Origin of the sequence: Allosalinactinospora lopnorensis (assembly GCF_000981225.1) — a bacterium.
Taxonomy (GTDB): Bacteria; Actinomycetota; Actinomycetes; order Streptosporangiales; family Streptosporangiaceae; genus Allosalinactinospora; species Allosalinactinospora lopnorensis.
The window spans coordinates 1-21,224 of sequence record NZ_LAJC01000085.1 but is presented as its reverse complement, the minus strand read 5'-3'; the positions used below and the strand labels follow the sequence as shown (position 1 = coordinate 21,224).

Below are 21,224 nucleotides of genomic sequence, written 5' to 3'. Positions count from 1 at the left end.
AGTGAAAGCCAAGCTCGCCCTGTCTGAGCGCACCTTCACCTGCACCGCCTGCGGTGTGGTCCTCGACCGGGACCTCAACGCCGCGCGCAACCTCGCCGCGCTGGTGAAGCGGCACGTCGCCGGGAGTGGCCCGGAGACGATAAACGGACGTGGAGCCGACCATAAGACCGCGCCTGGTGCGGCGGGTGGCTGTGAAGCGTCTACCCCGCACCGGGCTTCCACCCGGGCCAGACGGAGACCTTCGCCCGGTAACGGGCGAATCATTGAGAGCCACTGAAACTCCAATGAACGGTGGAATGCAGAGCCACACGTCCGCCGCTGTGCTGGTGACCTTCGGGCACGGAACAGCGGAGCAGGACACCATCGCCGACCTGCTGCGCGGGGCGGGGATGCGCGCCGTGGTGGACGTGCGCATCGCGCCGGGCAGCAGGCGCAACCCGCACGTCGCACGGTCCGAGCTGGAACGGTGGTTGCCCGAGCTGGGCATCCGCTATCGCTGGGACAAGCGTCTGGGCGGCCGCCGCCGGCCGTCCCCCGACTCACCCGACGTGGCGTGGCGCGTGGAGGGGTTCCGCGGCTACGCGGAGCACATGCGCACCCCGGACTTCCTGGCCGCCGCCGAGGAACTGCTCGGCCAGGCCGCCGCGCAGCCGACAGCGATCCTGTGCAGCGAGAGCGTCTGGTGGCGCTGCCACCGGCGGCTGATCGCCGACTTCGCGCAGGTGACACGGCATACGCCGGTGCGGCACCTGATGCACGACGGCCGCATGGCGCCCCACGAACCGGGTCCGGGCGTGCGGCCGCGCGACGACGGCCTGCTCGTCTACGACGCCGGGGGGCAGGCGCTGCTCTGAGCGCACGACCTGCCGCGGACGCCCCGGCGGCACCGGGTCACCGCGGCAGGCGCCGCCAGACCGCACGGGGGAGCATCCGCATGCAGGCGGAGACCACTTTCAGCTTGCGCGGCACCCAGACGACCCCGGCGCCAGTGCGCAGACCGTCGGCGACCGCGTCGGCCACCTCCGGCACCGCCGCCGGGAACGGCGCGGCCGAGACGTGCGCGGACATCTGCGTGGGCACGTACCCGGGGCGCACGATCATCACCCGGGCCCCGGTCCCGTACAGCGCGTCGTCGAGACCTTGGGCGAACCCGTCCAGCCCGGCCTTCGCGGCGCCGTAGACGTAGTTGGCGCGGCGCACCCGGACCCCCGCGACCGAGGAGATGACGACGAAGGTGCCGTGCCCCTGCTCCCTCAGCCGCGCGGCGACGGCGACCCCGGTGGAGACGTGCCCGGTGAAGTTGGCCGTCGCGGCGCCGGCCGCGGCCACCGGGTCGCTGTCATAGATGGACTGCTCGCCCAGGACCCCGAACGCGTCGATGACGACGTCGAGGTCGCCCACGAACTTCGCGGCCGCAGCGACGACGTCGGTGTGCGTCCCGGGCTCGGCGGCGTCGAAGTCGACCAGGTGCACTTCGACCGCGCCCGCGGAGAGCAGCCGCTCCCGCGCCTGCGCCGCCGTCTGCGGCGATGTGTCAGGCGCTGTTTCCGCCGCCTCCGGTTCCCGCGGACCCGGTCGTGGAACCGCGGCGTTCCGCGCCGCCAGCACGATCCTCCGGGCACCGTCGCGCACCAGGCGCTCGACGATGGCCAGCCCGATCTCGCTCCGTCCGCCGAGGAGGAGCACGGAGTCCACCGCACCCACCGAGTTCCGCATTCGGGTCTCCCGCTCTTGGTGTTGGTTCCGCCGGGAAGGCGGGGCCGCAGCGAGGCGGCGACATATGCAGGCGAGCCTGCCAAAGGACGCCGACCAGGGGAAGGGCGCGGCCGTGCCCGCCGCCCCGGCCCTCAACGGTGATGGCGGCCGTAGCGGACCTTCACCATGCCCACGTTGGTGTGTCCGCTGATCCGGACGTGCAGCGCGGCCGGGTCGGGGCGGGCGGACACCCGGGACTTGATGGACCCGTGCCGTGTTGTCAGCCCGTCCAGGTTCGCAGACGCCCCGTAGGGCAGCGTGATGACGGTCGTGCCGCTGTCGACGGTGAGTTCGATGTCCACCACCCGGTGTTCGAGCGTGGCCGCGGTCAGGTCCAGGCGTACCGTCCCCGAGTCGGACCGCACCTTCAGCCACCGCGGAACAACCCAGTCACCGCCCCGCTTCAGTGTGCCGCTGCCCGTACTGAGCTCGATGGTCTCGCCGGAGGCGGGGGCCGCCTCTCCGGGGGAGGGCAGATCCTGCAGCAGCGCACCGAGCTCGTCCTCGAACGTGGCCCGGTAGGCCGACGAGAGCCGCTCGTCGAACTCCTCCATCGTCAGCCGCCCCTCGGCGAACGCCCGGTTGAGGCGCTGCACCGCCTGTTCACGTTCGGAGTCGGAGACCCTCCTGCGCGGGGTGGGCGGTTCAGAAGTCGTCGACCGCATAGCGAGATCTTACCGTTCAGGAAATGCGGGAAAACGTGTCCTGAACCGTTGCCTTGCGGCGCGGCGTCGACCCCGCCCGTGGGGGTGGGGTCTTCCCGCGGCGGTACCCGTCGCCACCGGTGGGGGCGGGCTTAGGCGGGTTTCCAGCGGGTGTGTTCACCGTCCCGGCGCACCCCCGCCGCCGGGCGCCCCCGTCCCTCACACCGGCCGGCTGCCGGTCCAGTGGTAGCGGCGTTCGGGGCGGCCCGCGGTCCCGTAGCGCAGCCGTACCTCGGCCTTGCCCATCTCGACGAAGAACTCCAGGTAGCGGCGGGCGCTCACCCGGGAGAGCCCGGTGAGCTCGGCGCATTCGGATGCCGAGGCCTCTCCCGCCCGGCTCAGCTCGCCCTCGACCAGCCGCGCCGATTCGGGGGTGAGGCCCTTCGGCATCGGAGGGCGGTTCGGGCCGGATCCCCCCGGTGCACCGCCCGCCTGGCCGAAGACCCGGTCGAGGTCGGCCTGCCCCGGTGCCCTGTCGTCCGCCAGCACGGTGCGCATCTCCTGGTAGCGGGTGAGCCGTTCGCGCAGGGTCTCCGCGTCGAAGGGTTTGATCACGTAGTGCACCGCTCCCCCGTGCAGCGCCTTGCGGACGGTGGCCGCGTCCTTGGCCGCCGTCACGACGAGCACGTCCACCTCCGGGTCCCCCAGATCGCGTAACTGCCGCAGTACCTCGATGCCGCTGATGTCCGGAAGGTAGATGTCGAGCAGGACGAGGTCCGGACGCTGGTCGGCCACCATGGAGAGCGCCTCGGCGCCGGTACGCGCCTCCCCCACGACGGTGAAGCCCGGCACCCGCTCGACCATGCGGCGGTGTATCCGGGCCACCATGAAGTCGTCGTCGACCACGAGCACTCGGATCACGATGCCTCCGTCCTGTAGCGGCGGTGGGGCAGCCAGGCGGTGAACTCCGCCCCTTCCACGCCGACAGCGCCGCCCCTGCGTGAACACACCAGGCGGACGAGCGCCAGCCCGACTCCGCGGTAGGCGCCGCCGGCACCCTTCGTACTGAAGCCGCGCCGGAACACCTCCTGCACCAGCTCCGGGGGGACGCCCCGTCCGGAGTCGCGCACCCGCAACCGCACGGCGTCATCGTGCTCGACCAGTTCCACCTCGACCCACGCCGCCTCGTCGCCGCGGACGGCGTCGAGCGCGTTGTCGACCAAGTTGCCGACGACCGTGACCAGGTCGGCCGAGAGCTGCTCGTCCTGGGCGCCGAGACGGGTGAGCTCGGAGACGCGCAGCGCGACGTCCTGCTCGGCGGCCAGGCTCGCCTTGGCGATGAGCAGGGCCGCCACCGAGGAGTCGGCCACGCGGGAGGTGACGTCGTCGGCCAGCTGCGTGCGCGCCCCGCCGATGGTGTTCACATACCGGGCGACCTCGTCGTACTCTTCCAGCTCCAGGAGCCCGGTGATCACGTGGAGCTGGTTGCTGAACTCGTGCGCCTGCGCGCGCAGCGCCTCGGTGGTGGTCAGGGTGAGGTCGAGTTCCTGCTGCAGCTTGGCGAGATCGGTCCGGTCGCGCATGGTGGTGACCGAACCGATGCTGCGGTCCCCGCTGTTCAGCGGCATCCAGTTGAGGGTGACGAGGCGGTCCCCCATGAGCACCACCCGGTCGGGCTCCTGGACCCGGTCGGTGAGCACACTGTAGATGTCCGGCTCGACACCGAGCTCGCTCAGTGTCCGGCCCGCCGCGTCGGGGGGCAGCCGGAGCAGTTCGGCGGCCTTGTCGTTGACCAGGGTGACCCGGTTGTCCCGGTCCAGGCCCAGCACGCCCTCCTTGATGCCGTGCAGCATGGCCGTGCGGTCCTCGGCCAGCCGGGTGATGTCCTCCGGCTCCAGCCCCAGCGTCTGCCGCTTGATCCGCCGGGCGAGCAGCAGGGAGCCCGCGACCCCCAGGACACTCGCGATGCCGAGGTAGACCAACAGGGTGGGCGCGGCGGTGGCGACCTGCCCGACCGGGCCGGGATAGGTGCGGCCGGCCGCGGCGACCCCGACGATCTCGCCGTCGCCGTCGATGACCGGGACATGCGCGGCCAACACCCGCTCCTCCCCGATCGCCATGACGCCGATCCAGGTACGCCCGGACAGAACGGTGCTCTCGCTGAGGTCGATGGTCTGGCCGATCCGGCGCGGGTCGGCGGAGGAGCGCATACGCCGGTCGGTGCCGGCGATGACCAGGTGGTCCGCGTTGGAAAGGCCGCGCAGGCGCTCGGCTGTCGGCTGCAGGATGCCCTGCCGGTCGGGGTTGGTCAGCCCGGTCCGGACCGCGCCCATGGAAGCCGCCGATTCCGCCACCGCGAGCATCGACTGCCCCTCGACCTGCCGGAACCGCGCGTCGGCCTGGGCGACGGACACTCCCACGACGGCGAGGAGCACAGCCACCACGATCATCAGCTGCAAGGCGAGGAACTGCCCGGCCAGCGTGAACCTGGGGCGCATCGCCGATCCCCTCCTTCCGGTCGCAGCGCCGGCCACCGGAGTGATCGTCCCACGTGGTTCGGGTCATCGTCGCATGTGACCGGGGATTCGCGGCGATACGCGAACACTACGACCACAAGGTTCACTACCACCATTGCCCGCATAACCGACACAACGGTTTTCCAGCGGATTGCCGGCTGTTTTCCTATGCGTTACCTCACACCGGCCCTGCCGGCCGCAACCCTTCTGTCATGGGAGACGCATATGTTCCGCGCACCACGTCTCATCACCACTGCCGCCGCGGGTGCCTCCGTGGTCCTGCTCAGCACCGCGTGCGGTGGAAGCGGCGGCCAGAACGCCGACGGCGGGTGGTCCCCCGAACGCCCGATCGAGCTGATCGCCCCGGCCGAGACCGGCGGGGGCTGGGACACGCTCGCCCGCACCACCAGCCGGGTGCTGGAAGAGGAGGAGATGGTCGACCAGAACCTCCAGGTGGAGAACAAGCCCGGCGGCGGCGGCGCCATCGGCTGGGCCCACGTCGCCAACACCCCCGACGACCCGCACAAGCTGTTCGTCACCAGCCCGCCGATCATCCTGGTTCCGCTGAGCGGGAACTCCGACCACACCCACGAGGACTTCACCCCGATCGCGGCGCTGGCCACCGAGTACATGGCGTACGTGGTGCCGGAGGACTCGCCGCTGGAGAGCTTCGAGGACCTCGTCGAGCAGGTGGAGGAGGACCCTGAGTCCATCAGCATCGCCGGCGGCTCCGGCCCGGGCAGCATGGACCACGTCGCGCTCGCCGGAGCCGTGAAGGCCGCGGGCGGCGATCCGAAGGAGCTCAACTACGTCCCCCACGACGGCGGCGGTGAGGCCCTGACCTCGATGGTCGGCGGGCACGTCGATGCCGCTGTCACAGGTATCTCCGAAGCCGCCGGCATGGTGGAGTCCGACGACGCCCGGATGCTGGCCACGTCGGCTCCGGAGCCGACCGACGCCGCCCCCGACACCCCCACCCTGCAGGAAGAGGGCATCGACTTCGACTTCGACATCTGGCGCGGCGTCATGGGCCCCGGAGAGATGACCGAGGGGCAGGTCGCCTACTACGAGCGGCTCTTCGCCGACATGGTCGAACAGGACAGCTGGAAGGAAGAGACCGGCAACCTCGGCTGGGAGCAGTCCTACATGGACAGCGAGGAGTTCGGCACCTTCCTGGACGAGGCCCACGCCGAGTCCGGCGAGATCCTCGACGAGGTCGGCCTGGGCACGGAGCAGGGCTGATCACCCGTGGTCCCGTTCCGCTTCTCCAACCGCACGGTAGCCGTCGCGATCGCGCTGGTCGCGGCGGGCTACCTCGCGCTCGCCCTCCGGATGCCGGAGTTCACGGCCGTGGAGGTGCCGGTGCAGCCCGCGACACTGCCGCGGCTGCTCGGCGCCGCCCTGCTGCTCCTCGCCGCCGTCCTGTTCTTCCAGCGCCCGGCTCCGGCCGAGCAGGCCCAGGACGCCTCCGACGCCGTTGAGGACTCCGCGGAGCCCTCCTCGCCGGGTACCGCCGAGGAGGGGACCGAGGCCGGTGACGGCGCTCCCGCCGGTCCCCAGCGCCTGGGGCGGCTGTCCGACCCGCGGCTGGAACTGCTGCTGTTCGCGGGCTCGGTCGCCGGCTACATCACGCTGCTCGTCCCGCTGGGCTTTCTGATCACGACCGCGCTCTACATCGGCGCCACCACCTGGTACCTGGGCTACCGCCGGCACGCCGTCAACGCCGCGGTGAGCGTGGGCGTCGCGGCGCTCGTCTACTTCGGCATGTCCGAGGGCCTCAACGTGGTGCTGCCCTCAGGGCCGTTCCCCTTCTGACCCCGACCGGAGCCACCATCATGGACACTCTCAGTCAGCTCGGCTACGGGTTCGGCATCGCGTTGGCGCCGGAGAACCTGGTGTTCGTCTTCATCGGCGTGCTCGCCGGGACGATCATTGGCATCCTGCCCGGTCTCGGACCCATGAGCGCGATCGCGCTGATGATCCCGATCGCCTACGGCATGGACCCGACCACGGCCATCATCATGCTGGCCGGCGTCTACTACGGCGCCATCTTCGGCGGTTCGACATCGTCCATCCTGCTCAACGCGCCCGGTGTGGCCGGCACCGTCGCCACGTCCTTCGACGGCTACCCCATGGCCAGGAAGGGCCAGGCCGGCAAGGCGCTGGCGATCGCAGCCATCGCCTCGTTCATCGGCGGGACGGTCGGTGTGGTGCTGCTGATGCTGATCGCGCCGCAACTGGCCAGGTTGGCGGTGAGCTTCGGCCCGGCCGAGTACTTCGCGCTGATGATCCTCGGCCTGACCGCAGTGGTCTCCCTGGCCGGGAACAACCTCACCAAAGGCCTCATCTCCGCGGTGGCGGGGGTGATCATCGCCCTCGTGGGCATCGACTCGCAGACGGCCGTGCTGCGGTTCACCTTCGACCTCCCCGAACTGTACGAGGGTGTGGAGTTCCTCATCGTCGCGCTCGGCGTGTTCGCGCTGGCCGAGGTGTTCACGATGCTGGTCCGCCGCAGCGCCGGCGGTGCGGGAGGCGCCGTCACCTCGCTGCGGTTGAGCCGGCGCGAACTCGGCCAGATGGGGCCGGCGGCGGGCCGCGGCTCCGTCCTGGGCTTCTTCACCGGAGTGCTGCCCGGGGCCGGCGCGACCGTGGCCTCGTTCCTCGGCTACTCGGCCGAGAAGCGTCTGGCCAAGGACCAGGACACGTTCGGCAAGGGCAACATCAAGGGGGTCGCCGCACCGGAGGCCGCGAACAACGGTGCCGCTGTGGGCTCCTTCGTTCCGCTGCTCACCCTCGGCGTCCCGGGCTCCGGAACCACCGCGATCCTGCTGGGCGCGCTGCTGGTACTGGGGGTGCAGCCCGGGCCGATGATGCTGACCGAACGGCCGGAGGTCTTCTGGGGCGTCGTGGCCAGTATGTACGTCGGCAACATCGTGCTACTCGTCCTGAACCTGCCCCTGATCCCCCTGTTCGCCAAGGTCCTCAAAACGCCGAAGGCGCTGCTGATCCCGCTGGTCGTCGTGTTCTGCGTGGTCGGGGTCTACGGTCTGAGCTTCAGCGTGTTCGACCTCTGGTTGCTGCTCGGCTTCGGGGTCCTGGGATACCTGATGCGGCAGAACGGCTTCCCCGCCGCCCCGCTCATCCTCGGCCTCATCCTCGGCGGCCTGATGGAGCAGTCGATGCGCCGTGCGCTGCAGATCTCCAACGGAGACTGGTCGATCTTCCTGACCAAGCCGATCTCCGCCGCGCTGCTGGCGCTGGCCGTGCTCTCGCTCGCCGGCCCGCTGATCGGCATGGTGCGCCGGCACCGCTCCGCCGCCTCCTCGAAGGTCACCGGCGGCGACAATGGCGGTGGTGGCGTCGAGAAGCAGCGGAGGTAGCCGCGAATATGACGGATATGCGCCGCTTTCTCGCCATAGCGGTGAGCGTGCTGCTGGCGGCGGGCTGCGGCGTCCTTCCCGGTATCGAGAGAAGGTCCCTCGACGGGGTTCGGGTCATGGTCCCGACCCCGCCGGGGGGCGGTTACGACATCACGGCGCGCACCCTGGCGGCGACTGCCGAGGAGACCGGGATGGCCGAGGAGACCGAGGTGTTCAACCTGCCGGGCGGAGCCGGCACCTCGGGACTGGCCCGGCTGATGTACGAGGAGGGCGACGACCGCCTCCTGCTGCAAATGGGGCTGGGCCTGGTGGCCGGCGCGCGGATCCACGAGGCCCACACCCCGATCACCGAGGCCACACCACTGGTGCGGCTGATGGAGGAACCCGGGGCCTTCCTGGTGCCTCCGGACTCGCCGTACGAGACGTTCGAGGACCTCCTCGACGACTGGACCGACCCTTCGGTGCCGGTGACGATCGGCGGCGGCTCCAGCCCGGGCGGCCCGGACCACATCGCCACGATGCTACTGGCCGAGGAGATCGGGCAGGATCCCCAGGACACCGACTACGTGTGGCACGACGGCGGCGGCGAACTGCTCTCGGCGGTCCTCAGGCACGATGTGGACGTCGCGTCCGCGGGCGCGGGCGAGTACCGGGAGGCCATCGAGGCGGGCGAACTGCGGGTGCTGGCGGTCACCGGTCCCGACCGGATCGGCGGCGTCGACGCGCCGACGCTGCGCGAGCTCGGGATCGACCTGGAGTTCACGAACTGGCGGGGGCTGCTCGCCCCGCCGGGGATCACCCGGGACGAGCGGGACGGTCTTATCGCCGCCCTGGACGAGCTGTGCGACTCGCCGGAGTGGCGGGCCGCGATGCGGAACAACTACTGGTCGGACGCCTACATCACCGGCGACGAGTTCGGCGCGTTCCTCGCCGAGGAGGACGCCCGGATCGAGGAGGTCCTCACCCCGCTGGGGCTGACCTGAGCGGCCCGCCGCCCCGGCCGGACCCGCACAAGCACCCCCCCCGTTCGCTCACCACTCCTCACTCACTCCGCGGACGCCGCCCCCGGCTCCGCAATCGGCATCGCCACTGCGCTCCTTCGTCGGGCTCGCTCACAGCTCCAGTCTGCGCGCCAGGTCGGAGCGGAGGGTTCCCTTCGGGTCGACGCGTTCGCGGACCCCGCGCCACGTGCCGAGCCGCGGGTACATGGCGTGCACGGTCCGCGCGTCCGCTCTGCTGTCCTTGGCCAGGTAGAGGCGCCCGCCCGCCGCGAGCACCCGCTCGTCGAAGGAGCGCAGCAGGCCGGCCAGCCCGGGCAGCTCCGCCGGGAGATCCAGCGCCAGAGTCCATCCGGGCATGGGGAACGACAGCGGGGCCGGGGTGCCTGCTCCGAAGCGTTTCAGCACCGCGAGGAACGACGGCGCCCCCGCCGATGCCAGCCGCTCCACGATCCGGCGCAGCGTGCGTTCCTCCCCGAACGGCACCGCGAACTGGTACTGCACCAGCCCGCGCGGCCCGTACAGCCGGTTCCAGCCGTGCACGGCGTCCAGTGGATGGAAGAAGGAGCCCAGCCCCTGGAGCGCGCCGCGTTCGCGCCTCGGGGCGCGGGTGTAGTAGGCGGCGTTGAACGCCCGCACACTCCAGGTGTTCAGCAGCCGGGGCGGGACCCAGGGCGGGGCGCCCGCCACCGTCCGGGGGTGGTAGCGCAGGGGGCGCGGCGCAGCCGGGGCGGCAGGTCCTCCAGCGTCGCGTGATGGGCCCGGGTGAGCACGCCCCGGCCCGTCGCGGCCCCGCGGGCGAGGAGGTCGATCCAGCAGACCGTGTAGTGGTACCGGTCATCGGTCGCGCTCATGAGCGCGAGAGCCGAGTCGAGGTCGCGGGTGCGGTCGGTGTCGACCCGGGCGCTCGCCGTCTCGACGGGGATGACGTCGAACGTCGCATCGGTGATGACGCCGGTCAGCCCCATGCCGCCGACCGTGGCCCAGAACAGCTCAGGGTCGTGTTCGGGACCGATCCGGCGCTCCGCGCCGTCAGGCGTCACCAGGGTCAGTGAGCGCACGTGCGCCCCGAAGGAGGAGTCCACGTGGTGATTCTTGCCGTGGATGTCGGCGCCGATCGCGCCGCCGACGGTGACGTGCCGGGTTCCGGGGGTCACCGGGACGAAGTAGCCGTGCGCCAGCAGCCGCTCCATGAGGTCGGCGAGGCTCGTCCCCGCCGAGGCGGTGACGGTCGCCGATGCGGGGTCGATCCGGAAGCCGGGGGCGAGGTCGGCGCAGTCGACGACCAGCCTCCGGCGCACTGGGCGGCGTCACCGTAGGACCGGCCGAGGCCGCGGGCGATCGCGCCGCGCCCGGGCGCTCCCCCTTCTCCGGCCTCCCGCAGCAGCAGCGCCACCTCCTCGGGGGTGCGCGGACGCGCGACCGTGGCCAGCGTGGGGGCGGTGCGCCCCCAGCCGGTGAGCATCTGACGTCTCATACGCACGCGCGTCCCTCCCTTTCGCGGTCAGCCGGCATAGACACCGAGCGCGACCAGCAGCACCAGCGCCGCCAGGCAGAGCTGCAGCGGCCGGTCGCGCAGTGCGAGTTCCTCGGGCTCCTCGCCGACCCCCCGGTCCACCAGCAGGTGGTAGCGGAGCACGAAAATGATGAAGGGGACGATACTCGCGGCGTGGAACCACGGCTCCGCCCCGGGACGATCGTCCAGCGCCCACAGGCAGTAGGTGACGATCATCGCCCCGGAGACCATGGTGCGCACCTGTGCGAGGTAGCTCACCGAGTAGCGAACGAGCGTGGCCCGGCCGCCCCCGCTGTCGGGGTTGCGGAGCTCGGCCTCGCGCTTGCCGGCGACCACGAGCAGCGCGGCCAGCGACACCACGATCAGGAACCAGTTGGAGAGGTAGACGCCGACCGCCGCTCCCCCGGCGAGCGCACGCAGCACATGGCACCCGGCCACCGCGACGATGTCGCAGATGATGACGTTCTTCAGCCATAGCGTGTAGGCGCTGGTGAGCAGCAGGTACCCCGCGAGCACGGCGAACAGCGGCCAGTTGCCCAGCGGGAGCACCGCGGCCGGGGCGGCCGCGACCAGCACGGTGCCCACCACGACGGCGGCGGGGACCGGGACCACGCCGGCGGCGACGGGCCGGTTCCGTTTACGGTCGTGCAGCCGGTCGCCGCGGACATCGCGGGCGTCGTTGAGCAGGTACGTGCCGCTGGAGGCCAGGCAGAACAGCGCGAACGCGGCAGCGGTCCAGCCCAGCGTCCGCGGGTCACCGAGAACCCCCGCCGTCCCCGGCGCGGCGAAGACCAGCAGGTTCTTCAGCCACTGCTTGGGACGGCACGCGCGCACCAGACCCGCACAGCGCGCGGCCGGCGTGATCCGGGATCCGGGATCCGCCCCGGGGTCCTCCGGCCGCCTCGGAGCCGCCCGGGACGGTTCCGAGGCGGCGGCCGGGGTGCTGGGCGCGGCGTCAGGCATGCTGGCCGACCGGAATTCAATCCCGCCCGCGCGCGCCGGAACGGGAAGCCGCCATCAGCACCCCGCCGAGGAGGAGCAGGCCGGCGCCGACGGCGAGCAGCGCGATCGGCAGGGTGGTGCGCAGCAGTGGAATGATGGTCATGCCCTGCTGGGCGCCTTCGATGTTGCCCTCGATCGTCTCGTCGGTCCAGTCCATCGTGCCTTTGAAGAGCGTGAGCACCTCCTCGTCGTCGACGTAGGCGCCCCGATGCTGCTCCTCGCTCAGGTGGATGGGGGAACCGGTCGTGGGCTCGATCCAGTACGTCCGGGTGACGGAGTACATCTCGTCGGTGGTGACGTCGCCGTCGCCCTCCATGTCGACGAGGTCCCGGGGGATCTCCCGCTCGTCGATCTTGGTCGGCTCGATCTCCTGCACGAACCGGTAGGTCTCCACGCCGTGGACGACCTCCTCGCCGTCGAACCGGATGGGGTTGGTCTCCTGGACGGTGGTGTCGAAGAACTCGTAGTCCTTCTGCTCCGTGAGGAAGGGGAACTTGAACGCCTGCCCCTCCTGGCGCACCGACTCGTCGTTGACCGAGGGGTCGCAGCAGTCGACGGCCTCGCCGGTGACCCGGTCGTGGCCGGTACGGCGGGTCGTGGACTGGAAGGCGTAGTCGGTGTCGGCGTCCTTGACCCAGGTGAACTGGTCCCAGACCACGGTGTCCTCGTCGCTGGCGGCCACGTCGCCGCGGATGGTCGTGTGCGCCTCGACCGTCGCTCCCTCGACCAGCTCCACATCCTCGATGCTGAAATAGGTGACGTCCTCCCCCCGGTTGACCTTCTGGTCGTAGTAGTCCATCGGGGTTTTCATGACGGCGCTCGCCACCCAGAATCGGAGCATGGGGGCCAGGGCGATACTGAAAACCCCCAGCGCGATGCAGACGACTGCAACGGTACGGCGCATTTGCCTCCCGGGCGCAACGACAACGATCTGAAACTGGTTCAATCTGCGGTAGACTACTCGCCCGTAGCGAGCAACGTCACCAGGGCGTGTCTGAATTTTTATAACAAGTTCTACTCTAGAAGAATTATCCCAGCCCTGAGCCAACGTCCCCGGAAGGCCGCCGGTGACCGCATCCGCTGAACGCCCCCGATCCTCCCGCCCCGGTGCGGCGGACACACGAAGCGCCCGTTACCTGCCGCAGATCCACGGGCACCAGGAGTCACTCGACGGCATCCGCGCCATGGCCGCCCTGCTGGTACTGGTGTTCCACGTGGCGGTGGAGACCGGCAACGCCCTCGAACCCGGTGTGGTCGGCGCCCTCCTGGCCACCGGTGAGCTCGGCGTACCGCTGTTCTTCGCGCTCTCGGGGCTGCTGCTCTACCGCCCGTGGGCGCGCGCGGCCCTCGACGGCGCCGCCGGCCCGCGGGTGCGCCGCTACTTCTGGCGGCGCGCTCTGCGCGTACTGCCGGCGTACTGGATCGTCGCCACCACGGCGCTGCTGCTGTGGTCGCGGGAGCACCTGGACTCCGTGCGCACCTGGGTCGAGGTACTGACCCTGACGTTCACCTACGACCTCGACCCCTGGTGGGAGGGCACAGGGCCGTACGGACTGGGTCAGATGTGGAGCCTGTGCGTGGAGGTCAGCTTCTACGTACTGCTCCCGGTGTTCGCGCTGCTGCTCGCGGCGTTCGCCGCCCGCGGGGGCGACGACGTGAACGCGCGGGCGAAATGGCTGCTCGCCGGGGTGGCCATGCTGGGCGTGGTGGCCGTGCTCTCGCTGTTCCCGCAGTTCTATCCGGAGCCCCGGCCGTACCTGCACGCCTGGCTGCCCCGCACGCTCGGGATGTTCGCGGTGGGAATGGCACTCGCCGTTGTATCGGAGTGGGCCTGGCGCGAACCCGGAGCCGACGGCCCGGTGCGCCGGTTCTGCCGCACCCTGCCCCGGGCCGCCACGTTGTGCTGGGTGCTCGCCGGGATCGTCTACCTGCTGGCCTCGACCCCGGCCGCCGGTCCCCGCTTCGTCGGCGTCGAGAGCCTGTGGGGGTCCCTGTTCAGCATGTTCACCGCGATGCTGTTCGCGTTCTTCGTCATCGCGCCCGTCGCCCTGATGCCCGCCGCCGGCCAGGATCCCGAGGCGCCGCGCTGGACCAACGGGGCGTGGCTGGCGACCCTGCTCCGGCACCGGGTGAGCCGCTACCTCGGCAGGACCTCCTACGGCATCTTCCTGTGGCAGTTCGTGGTGCTCTACCTCTGGCGCGGCTTCACCGGGCAGGAGATCTTCACGGGGTCCTTCTGGCTCGACGTCGTCCCCGTCACCGCCGGGACGATCCTGCTGGCCACGGTGACCTACCGATGGGTGGAGGCGCCGAGCCGCCACTGGTACGACGTGGGCCGGTCACGGCGGGACGAGCGCGGTAAGGTGCGGCGTTAGAACCTGTTCGGGCGTCGGAGCCACTCGTATCGGGGTGGCCGCCGCCCGGCGGCGTTCGAGCCGGTCGACGGCGCGCTCCATTGCGCGGCGGGCTCGGCGGCCGCCCTTACCGGCCCGGGGGGAGGGCGCGCCCACCGGCCCCGCCTCGCGGTTGCGCAGCCGGTGTGAACCACCGGCAGCCGTCGGCCGTACCACATAGTGGGCGCCGCCGCCCCTCTGCGCAGCACGGACTGGCATTCGCGGCAGCGGCCGGCTCCAGGCTCAGCAGAGAAAGGACCTTCGCATTGTTGTTCTTCACGCGCCTTCGTCGGCTGGCGACTCCGAGACGGAGAGACGGGCGGCAGGATCTGAGCGCGGAGGACCGTCTGGAGCGCGTACCGGACGAGGACGCCGCGGGTGACGGCGCCGGAGACCCCCGGGACGGCGAGGCGGCGGGGGAAGACACCGGCGACCGCCGCGGAGCGCGCCTCCTCGCGTCGCGGGTGAGCACCGTGTTGGCCTGCCTGCTCGTGCTGTTCGCCCTCAACCTTCCCAACGACTTCACCCACCTGACCCCTGAGGCGTTCCTGTCCATCCCGCGGAGGGACTTCTCGGCGTCGGCCTCGTTCTCCTCCTGCCGACCAAGGCAAGGCAGGTGGTGGCGGTGCTGCTCGGTGCGCTCCTGGGCCTGCTGACCATCGTGAAGGTCTTCGACATGGGCTTCCTCGCGGTTCTGGCCCGGCCGTTCGACCCGGTACTGGACTGGTACGCCATCATGGCCGGCGTGGAGTTCGTCGACTCCTCGGTCGGCGGCGCTGCCGCGGTCGGCGCGGTGGTCGCGGCCGTCGCCGCCGCCGGGGCCGTGATCGCCCTCATGGCGCTCTCGGTCCGGCGGCTGGCCCGCGTCGCGGCCCGGCATGCCACCACGGCGTCCCGCACCCTCATGACGTTCGGGGTCGTCTGGGTCACCTGTGTCCTACTCGGCGTGCAGATCGCCCCGGACGTCCCGCTCGCCGCCAACGGCACGGCCACCCTCGCCTACGACCACGGCCGCCAGATGGTCACCGGCCTGCAGGACCAGCGGGCGTTCGCCGCCGAGGCCGCCGACGACGCCTTCGCCGACACCCCGGACGAGGAGCTGCTGACCGCCCTGCGCGGCAAGGACGTCGTCCTCGCCTTCATCGAAAGCTACGGGCGGGACGCGGTGCAGAACCCGCGGTTCGAGCCGGAGGTCGGCGCGGTGCTCGACGAGGGCGAAAGCCGACTGAACGAGGCCGGGTTCACCTCCCAGAGCGCCTTCCTCACCTCGTCAACGGTGGGGGGCAGCAGCTGGCTGGCCCACGCCACGATGCTGTCCGGACTGTGGATCGACAACCAGCAGCGCTACCGCAACCTCGTCACCAGCGACCGGCTGACCCTCACCGGCGCCTTCCAGCGCGCGGGCTGGCAGACCGCCGCCATGATGCCCGGCGTCGACCGGGCCTGGCCGGAGGGCGGGTTCTTCGGCTACGACCGGATCTATCCCTCCCAGGAATTGGGATACCGCGGCCCGCCCTTCAGCTGGTCCAACATGCCCGACCAGTACACCCTGTCGGCCTTCGAACGCCTGGAGCGCGCGAATCCGGACCGCGACAGCACCCCGCTCATGGCGGACATCCCCCTGATCTCCAGCCACGCTCCCTGGGACCCCATCCCCGAGCTCATCGACTGGGACGACATCGGCGACGGCTCGGTCTACGAGTCCATGGCCACGGAAAGCCACCCGATACGCACCATCACGCAGCGCGACCCCGAACAGGTACGGGACGACTACCGCAAGGCCGTCGAGTACTCGCTCAACAGCCTCATCTCCTATGCGGAGACCTACGGCGACGAGGATCTGGTGCTCATCTTCCTCGGCGACCACCAGCCCTCCCCGGTCGTCACCGGCGAGGACGCCAGCCGCGACGTGCCGATCACGATCGTCAGCGGCGACCCGGACGTGTTCGACCACATCTCCGATTGGAAGTGGCAGGACGGCCTGCACCCCGACGCGCAGGCCCCGACCTGGCGCATGGACGCCTTCCGCGACCGGTTCCTGACCGCCTTCGGTCCGCAGAGCTAGGGACCGCCGGGCCCTTCCCGGCAGGGGTGTCAGATCGGAACCGCCTCCCCGGGCGGAGGCCGGCGGATACGGACGGAGCCTTCGGTCCATGGCCGCGAAGCCATGCCGACCGGAGGCCTCGCACCGGCCCGGCCCGGGCGCCGGCGGGTCAGCCGGCCTCGTCCTCCCCGGCGTCGTCCTCACTGTCCTGCTCCTCCTGCTCCTCCCAGGGGTTGCCCTCCGTCGCGGGCACCATCTCACCGAATGTCACCCACTCCATGCACAGCTCTTCTTCTTCGGTGTGCAGCATGATCTGGGTGCCCGCCCCGTCGACCGGCACGTACCAGGTGCCACCGTCGGGCGCTTCGGGAAGGGAGGCCGAGACCCAGGCGTCGCCGAGGACCGTGGCCACCTCGGTCTCCTCCTCGGCGGTGTAGCCGATCCCCAGCACGTTGGTCTCCCCGCCGAGTGACTCCACCCCCCATACCGCCTGGCCGCCGAAGGTGGCGATGCACTTCTCGTCCTCCGGGGGACCGAAGAACGCGCTGCCCTCCGCCGGTTTCGCGTTCACCAGGTGCCCGTCGTCGTTGAACACCATCGCCAGCGACGCCTGCTGCGGCTCCGCGACGCGCTCGCCCAGCTCGCCGTCCACGAGCGGGCTGAGCACGCGGTGGCTGAGCCGGCGCGGGCCGTTCCAGGGCAGGACGATGTTCTCCGGTACCGGGCGCGAGTAGATGCCCGCCTCCTCTGGGACGCCCTCCAAGGACGCGCGGACGGTGTCGAGGTACCAGCGGACCCGGTCACCGCTGAGGGTGTCGGTGAAGGTGTGGGTGGAGTAGCCCGCGGCCAGGACGAAAGCGGCGGTGGCGGTGACCGCGACGTCGCGTACCCGGTTGAGCGGGAGTCGGCGGCGGTAGACGTCACCGCTGTCCTCGGTCTCCTCCCGCGCGGGAAGGAACGCGAACGCCAGGCAGATCGCGAAGACGAGCGCGGCGTCGGCGACGTAGCGCGGGTCGTAGCCCACCATGTCCTCGTAGCGGCCGCGGGCGAGGAGGGTGGGGACGATGTCCACGACGATCAGGTAACCCGCGAGGATCGCCCATGCGCGCCAGGCGCGGCGGCGTGCCAGCAGGCTCGCCACGACGAGCAGCGCCAGGACCGACCAGGCCGCGATGGCCATGGCCGCCGTGGGATCGAGCAGCCCCCCGGAGGGGGTCACCGGCCCCCACTCGAACGGTCCGCCCACGGCACCGGCGGGGAAGGTCTCACCGAGGAGTCGGCGGGTCATGGTCACCGCGGTGTCCGCCTCGGGAGCGCCGGCGCCCTCGCCGGCGGCGCTCTCCTCCCGCATGAGGTAGAGCAGGCCGTGCCCGAGGGAAAGCGCCGCCATGCCGACCCAGAACGGCAGGTCGCGCTCGAAGGTCCGCCGGATGGTGTGCGGGAACCGTCCCGGGACCAGGAACGCGGCGGCCACCGCGAACAGCAGCGGCGGCAGGAACATCGCCTTGACGGAGAAGGCCATGCCGAGCACGACCGCGCCCGCCGTCATCCAGCCGTACCGGGAGTCACCGGTGCGGAGGTACTGCGCTGTCCACAGCAGCGCCAGCGCGATGGCCATCTGGAACGGCACCGCGTTGAGCGCGGCGGACCACCAGGCGAGCACCGGCAGGGTCAACGGGGCGAAGAGGTAGACCGCGAGCGGGCTGAGGATGGCCCAGCGCCGCCCGAACACCACCCAGAAGAGCCGGAACACCGCCGCTGACGCGCCCGCCTGGAAGGCGAGCATGACGCCGGCGGTCAGCGGCCAGTTGTAGGGCGAAAGGGCCGTCTGGGCGTAGGCCAGGAACATCGCTCCCGGCATCAGGTGGCCCTTGTGCAGATCGGTCAGGTAGTCCCAGGTGAGGTCGCTGGAGGCCGCGTTCCCCACGAACAGGAAGTCGTCCTCGATGAAGTAGGCGTCGCGCAGCACGTAGATCTTCAGCGCGAGCGAGGCGACGATGAGCAGGCCGCCGACCAGCACCAGCGGCTCCCGCAGACCGCGGGCCACCGCCTCGGAGACGGTCCGCGCCCACCCGGAACCGCGGCCTCCGGCGGAGTCGTCGGCGGCGCGGGCGGACGGACCGGCCCCGCTGGCCTGCGCCCCGGACGGGGAGTCCCCGGAATCGGTCATGCGCTCACTTCCCTGGCCTGGTGCCGGTTGGCGCCACTGGATAAAGAGGTGTCAGAATACAACATGTTCCACATTGCGATGTGATCATCGTCGCAGGTCCGTAGTGTTGGGGGAATCAGAAGAGGAACCGGGTTCATCTCGGATTCCGGTGCCGATCTGGGGGGTAACCGTGAGCCTCGACGAGGTGCGCAGGGACTGGACGCGGCTCGGGTCCGCCGAGCCGCTCTGGGCGGTGTGCGTCGACCCCGCCAAGCGCAGCGGCGGCTGGGACGACGACGGGTTCCTGGCCTCCGGCCGGCGGGAGGTCGAGAAGGCCATGGACCGCCTCGACGGCCTGGGGATCCGTCCGGGGCGCGACCGCGCCCTCGACTTCGGCTGCGGCGCGGGCCGGCTCTCCAACGCGCTGGCCGGGTACTTCGACACGGTCACCGGCGTGGACATCTCCGAACCCATGCTGGCAGAGGCCCGCCGGCTCGACCGGAGCGGGGGACGGATCGAGTTCCGGCTCAACGACGGCCCCGACCTGGCGGCCTTCGCCGATGGCTCGTTCGACCTCGTGTACTGCGACCTCGTCCTGCAGCACCTGCCCCCCGATCTGGCAGCCGGGTACCTGCGCGAGTTCACCCGCGTCGTTCGGCCGAGCGGGGCCATGGTGATCGGTGTTCCCGGCCGCGAGGCCCGCACGTTCAAGGGTCTGGTGTTCCGGTACGCCCCATGGCCGCTCATCCGCGTCGCGCAGCGGACGCTGCTGCGCTACCCGGCCCCGATGCGGATGCACACGCTCCCACCGGAACGGCTGGCCGGGCTGCTGGCGGCCGGCGGGGCCCGGATCGCCGCCTCCGACGAGTACTGGAGCGGCGACCACTGGCAGCACCTGCGCCACTTCGTCACCGTCGAGCCCGCAGCGGACAGCGGAGGAACCCGATGAGCACCCCGCCCCGCTCCGGGACGGCCGGCCGGACGATCCCGTTCCGCGCGACGCTGGGCCGCTCGGTCCGGCTCTTCTCCGCGTTCCGCAAGGAGCAGACCGACCCGGACCTCTTCTACGGCACGCTCGCCCGCGACACCGTCGCCCAACTGCGCTCCTACACACCGCTCGACGGTGCCGTCGTCGTGGACATCGGTGGCGGCCCGGGCTACTTCACCGACGCGCTGAACGCCGCTGGCGCCCGGTGCGTGTGCGTGGACGCCGATGCGGGAGAGCTGCGACTGCGCGGCGGTGAGGCGCCCGGCACCGCGGTGCTCGGCAGCGCCCTGGACATGCCGGTGCGGACCGGCTCGGTGGACGTCTGCCTCTCGTCCAACGTGCTGGAGCACGTCCCCGAACCGGAGCGCATGGCCGACGAGATGGTCCGGGTGACCCGCCCCGGCGGCCTGGTCTACCTCTCGTACACGCTGTGGCTGTGCCCGTGGGGCGGGCACGAGACTTCGCCGTGGCACTACCTCGGCGGCCACTACGCGGCCCGCCGCTTCACCAGGAAGAACGGCCGCCGTCCCAAGAACGACTTCGGCTGCACGATGTTCGCGCTGTCGGCGTCGCGGATGCTGGCGTGGAGCCGCGACCGCGACGACGTGGACGTGCTCGACGTCCTGCCCCGCTACCTGCCGGGCTGGATGAAACCCGTGGTGCGCGTCCCCGGCCTTCGTGAGGTCGTGACGTGGAACCTGCTGCTGGTGCTGCGCAAGCATTGAGCGGCTACCGGCCCGCGGTGCCCTCGGGATCCGCGTCCCCTGCGTCTACCGGGGCCTCCGCGTCCTCCACTGCCGCCGGGGCCTCCGCGTCTCTCGCGCGCCTCTCTCCCACCCATGTCCGCACCAGGCCCACCAGGATCAGCGCCGCTCCCAGGGCGCCCAGACCGGCGGGCAGCCAGGTACGCAGGGCGGTGAGCAGCAGCGACCGGCTCTCGGCCTCCTCGGCGTGCGCGGCGACCAGGTGGTCCGGCATGGCGAACTCGGCGTCCAGCAGCACGCGCTCGCCCGCGCGGCTCTCGGAGCGCAGCGTCTCGTGGCGCTTTTCCACCGCGTTCACCAGGTGGCCGCTGACCGGCTCGATCCAGTAGGACCTGCGCACCTCCAGCCACCGGGTGGCCGTCACCGTCCCGCGGCGCTCCAGGCCGAGCGCCGCGGCCGGCACCTCCCGCGCGGAGTCCGGGATCTGGGTGGCCTCGATCTCCTGGACGTACTTGCGGGTGGCGACCCCCGCGACGTCCTCCTCGCCGTCGAGGACCATGCGCGGCGCGGCGCGGATATCGGCGTCGTAGAGCGGGTACTCCGCGCCCCGGGCATTGGCCGGCCAGTGCAGTACCAGGCCGGCCTGCCGCACGGCGCGGTCGCCGTCGACGTGCTCCCCGCAGCAGTTCACGGCGCGGCCGGTGGAGCGGTCCACGATGACCCGCCGGTCCATGTGCGCGATCATCGTGTTCGGGGCGGCGGTGTCGACCGACATCTGCCAGACGCTGCGCCCGGGGTCGCCGGGGTTGGGTTCGCCGTAGATGTCGGTGGTCCGGGTGACCTCGGCCTCCTCGACCGTCTTCCAGGTACCGGTGTCGAGGTAGGACGCCGCCTCGTCCACCAGTTGCAGCTCCGCCTCGACGTCGCCGGGCAGCACAGCGAGCTGTCCGTACACGTAGAGCCGCAGGAGCAGCGCGAACGTGGCGAAGAACGCCCCGCACGCCACCAGTACGGGACCGGCGTTGCGGCGCAGCGCCCCCGGCTCCCGCCGGTCGTCCTGCCCGGCGGGGGCGGCGGGGCCGGTTTCGGCGTCCCGCCCGGCACCGGGGTCGTCCGCCCCGAGGAGAGCGGGGGG

General features: G+C 71.3%; 19 protein-coding genes and 1 pseudogene. 11 read left to right on the top strand and 9 right to left on the bottom strand.

All coding sequences use genetic code 11. The features are described from left to right. Together VS93_RS32070 and VS93_RS23015 are read left to right on the top strand one after the other, a co-directional pair. The coding region (locus VS93_RS32070) for a transposase (RefSeq protein WP_236700688.1) at positions 1 to 277 on the top strand (277 nt) is incomplete at its 5' end. A gap of 19 nt (positions 278 to 296) precedes the next feature. Then, positions 297 to 854, top strand: coding sequence for a DUF488 domain-containing protein (locus tag VS93_RS23015; RefSeq protein WP_173434356.1), 558 nt, complete (start codon positions 297 to 299; stop codon positions 852 to 854). A 37-nt stretch (positions 855 to 891) separates the two neighbouring features. On the opposite strand, the gene VS93_RS23010 is transcribed toward VS93_RS23015, so the two are convergent. The 4 genes from VS93_RS23010 to VS93_RS22995 form a co-directional block, all read right to left on the bottom strand. Beyond that, positions 892 to 1,716 carry an SDR family NAD(P)-dependent oxidoreductase gene (locus VS93_RS23010; RefSeq protein ID WP_046471963.1) on the bottom strand — a complete coding sequence of 275 codons (825 nt, stop codon included), beginning with the start codon at positions 1,714 to 1,716 and terminating at the stop codon, positions 892 to 894. A 131-nt stretch (positions 1,717 to 1,847) separates the two neighbouring features. Next, positions 1,848 to 2,420, bottom strand: coding sequence for a DUF1707 SHOCT-like domain-containing protein (locus VS93_RS23005; protein WP_046471962.1), 573 nt, complete (start codon positions 2,418 to 2,420; stop codon positions 1,848 to 1,850). Positions 2,421 to 2,618: 198 nt separating this feature from the next. Further along, the gene (locus tag VS93_RS23000) at positions 2,619 to 3,320 is read right to left on the bottom strand and encodes a response regulator (RefSeq protein WP_046471961.1); all 702 of its coding nucleotides are present in this window, start codon (positions 3,318 to 3,320) and stop codon (positions 2,619 to 2,621) included. Beyond that, positions 3,317 to 4,897: a sensor histidine kinase gene (locus VS93_RS22995; RefSeq protein ID WP_046471960.1), complete on the bottom strand. Its 1,581-nt coding sequence runs from the start codon at positions 4,895 to 4,897 to the stop codon at positions 3,317 to 3,319. The genes VS93_RS23000 and VS93_RS22995 overlap by 4 nt, the downstream gene beginning before the upstream one ends. Before the next feature lie 243 nt (positions 4,898 to 5,140). Here VS93_RS22995 and VS93_RS22990 point away from each other — a divergent pair, with 243 nt between their 5' ends. The 4 genes from VS93_RS22990 to VS93_RS22975 are packed head-to-tail and all read left to right on the top strand — an operon-like array spanning position 5,141 to position 9,278. Further along, positions 5,141 to 6,157, top strand: a complete 1,017-nt coding sequence (locus tag VS93_RS22990) for a Bug family tripartite tricarboxylate transporter substrate binding protein (RefSeq protein ID WP_046471959.1) — start codon at positions 5,141 to 5,143, stop codon at positions 6,155 to 6,157. A 6-nt stretch (positions 6,158 to 6,163) separates the two neighbouring features. Further along, positions 6,164 to 6,730 (top strand): tripartite tricarboxylate transporter TctB family protein, encoded by a 567-nt coding sequence (locus tag VS93_RS22985; RefSeq protein WP_046471958.1) that lies wholly within the window; start codon positions 6,164 to 6,166, stop codon positions 6,728 to 6,730. A 20-nt stretch (positions 6,731 to 6,750) separates the two neighbouring features. Beyond that, positions 6,751 to 8,295, top strand: coding sequence for a tripartite tricarboxylate transporter permease (locus VS93_RS22980; RefSeq protein WP_046471957.1), 1,545 nt, complete (start codon positions 6,751 to 6,753; stop codon positions 8,293 to 8,295). Between the two features lie 8 nt (positions 8,296 to 8,303). Continuing rightward, on the top strand, positions 8,304 to 9,278 hold the full coding sequence (locus VS93_RS22975; RefSeq protein WP_052745938.1) for a Bug family tripartite tricarboxylate transporter substrate binding protein: 975 nt from the start codon (positions 8,304 to 8,306) through the stop codon (positions 9,276 to 9,278). Positions 9,279 to 9,407: 129 nt separating this feature from the next. Here the strand turns inward: VS93_RS22975 and VS93_RS22970 are convergent. From VS93_RS22970 to VS93_RS22960, 3 genes and pseudogenes are all read right to left on the bottom strand, one after another. Beyond that, positions 9,408 to 10,770, bottom strand: a pseudogene (locus tag VS93_RS22970) (FAD-binding protein). Between the two features lie 27 nt (positions 10,771 to 10,797). After that, positions 10,798 to 11,772: a decaprenyl-phosphate phosphoribosyltransferase gene (locus VS93_RS22965; RefSeq protein WP_082127130.1), complete on the bottom strand. Its 975-nt coding sequence runs from the start codon at positions 11,770 to 11,772 to the stop codon at positions 10,798 to 10,800. Between the two features lie 16 nt (positions 11,773 to 11,788). After that, on the bottom strand, positions 11,789 to 12,715 hold the full coding sequence (locus VS93_RS22960) for a DUF3068 domain-containing protein (protein ID WP_046471956.1): 927 nt from the start codon (positions 12,713 to 12,715) through the stop codon (positions 11,789 to 11,791). Positions 12,716 to 12,878: 163 nt separating this feature from the next. Here VS93_RS22960 and VS93_RS22955 point away from each other — a divergent pair, with 163 nt between their 5' ends. The 3 genes from VS93_RS22955 (at position 12,879) to VS93_RS22950 (ending at position 16,269) form a co-directional block, all read left to right on the top strand. Then, complete coding sequence (locus VS93_RS22955; protein WP_052745937.1) at positions 12,879 to 14,186, top strand: acyltransferase family protein; 1,308 nt, start codon at positions 12,879 to 12,881, stop codon at positions 14,184 to 14,186. A gap of 284 nt (positions 14,187 to 14,470) precedes the next feature. Further along, positions 14,471 to 14,860 carry a hypothetical protein gene (locus VS93_RS29465; protein WP_162231706.1) on the top strand — a complete coding sequence of 130 codons (390 nt, stop codon included), beginning with the start codon at positions 14,471 to 14,473 and terminating at the stop codon, positions 14,858 to 14,860. Beyond that, on the top strand, positions 14,821 to 16,269 hold the full coding sequence (locus VS93_RS22950) for an alkaline phosphatase family protein (RefSeq protein WP_162231705.1): 1,449 nt from the start codon (positions 14,821 to 14,823) through the stop codon (positions 16,267 to 16,269). The genes VS93_RS29465 and VS93_RS22950 overlap by 40 nt, the downstream gene beginning before the upstream one ends. Before the next feature lie 148 nt (positions 16,270 to 16,417). Here the strand turns inward: VS93_RS22950 and VS93_RS22945 are convergent, their stop codons facing one another. Beyond that, a complete protein-coding gene (locus VS93_RS22945) occupies positions 16,418 to 18,418 on the bottom strand; it encodes a hypothetical protein (RefSeq protein WP_236700687.1) in 2,001 nt (666 codons plus the stop codon). 169 nt (positions 18,419 to 18,587) lie between these two features. Between VS93_RS22945 and VS93_RS22940 the strand changes: the two genes are divergently transcribed. Both VS93_RS22940 and VS93_RS22935 read left to right on the top strand, forming a co-directional pair. Then, complete coding sequence (locus VS93_RS22940; protein WP_236700686.1) at positions 18,588 to 19,346, top strand: class I SAM-dependent methyltransferase; 759 nt, start codon at positions 18,588 to 18,590, stop codon at positions 19,344 to 19,346. Then, entirely contained in the window at positions 19,343 to 20,110 is a 768-nt protein-coding gene (locus VS93_RS22935; protein ID WP_046471955.1) for a class I SAM-dependent methyltransferase, read from the top strand. The genes VS93_RS22940 and VS93_RS22935 overlap by 4 nt, the downstream gene beginning before the upstream one ends. A gap of 4 nt (positions 20,111 to 20,114) precedes the next feature. Here the strand turns inward: VS93_RS22935 and VS93_RS22930 are convergent. Continuing rightward, on the bottom strand, positions 20,115 to 21,224 hold a 1,110-nt coding region (locus VS93_RS22930; protein WP_338022785.1), incomplete at its 5' end, for a DUF3068 domain-containing protein.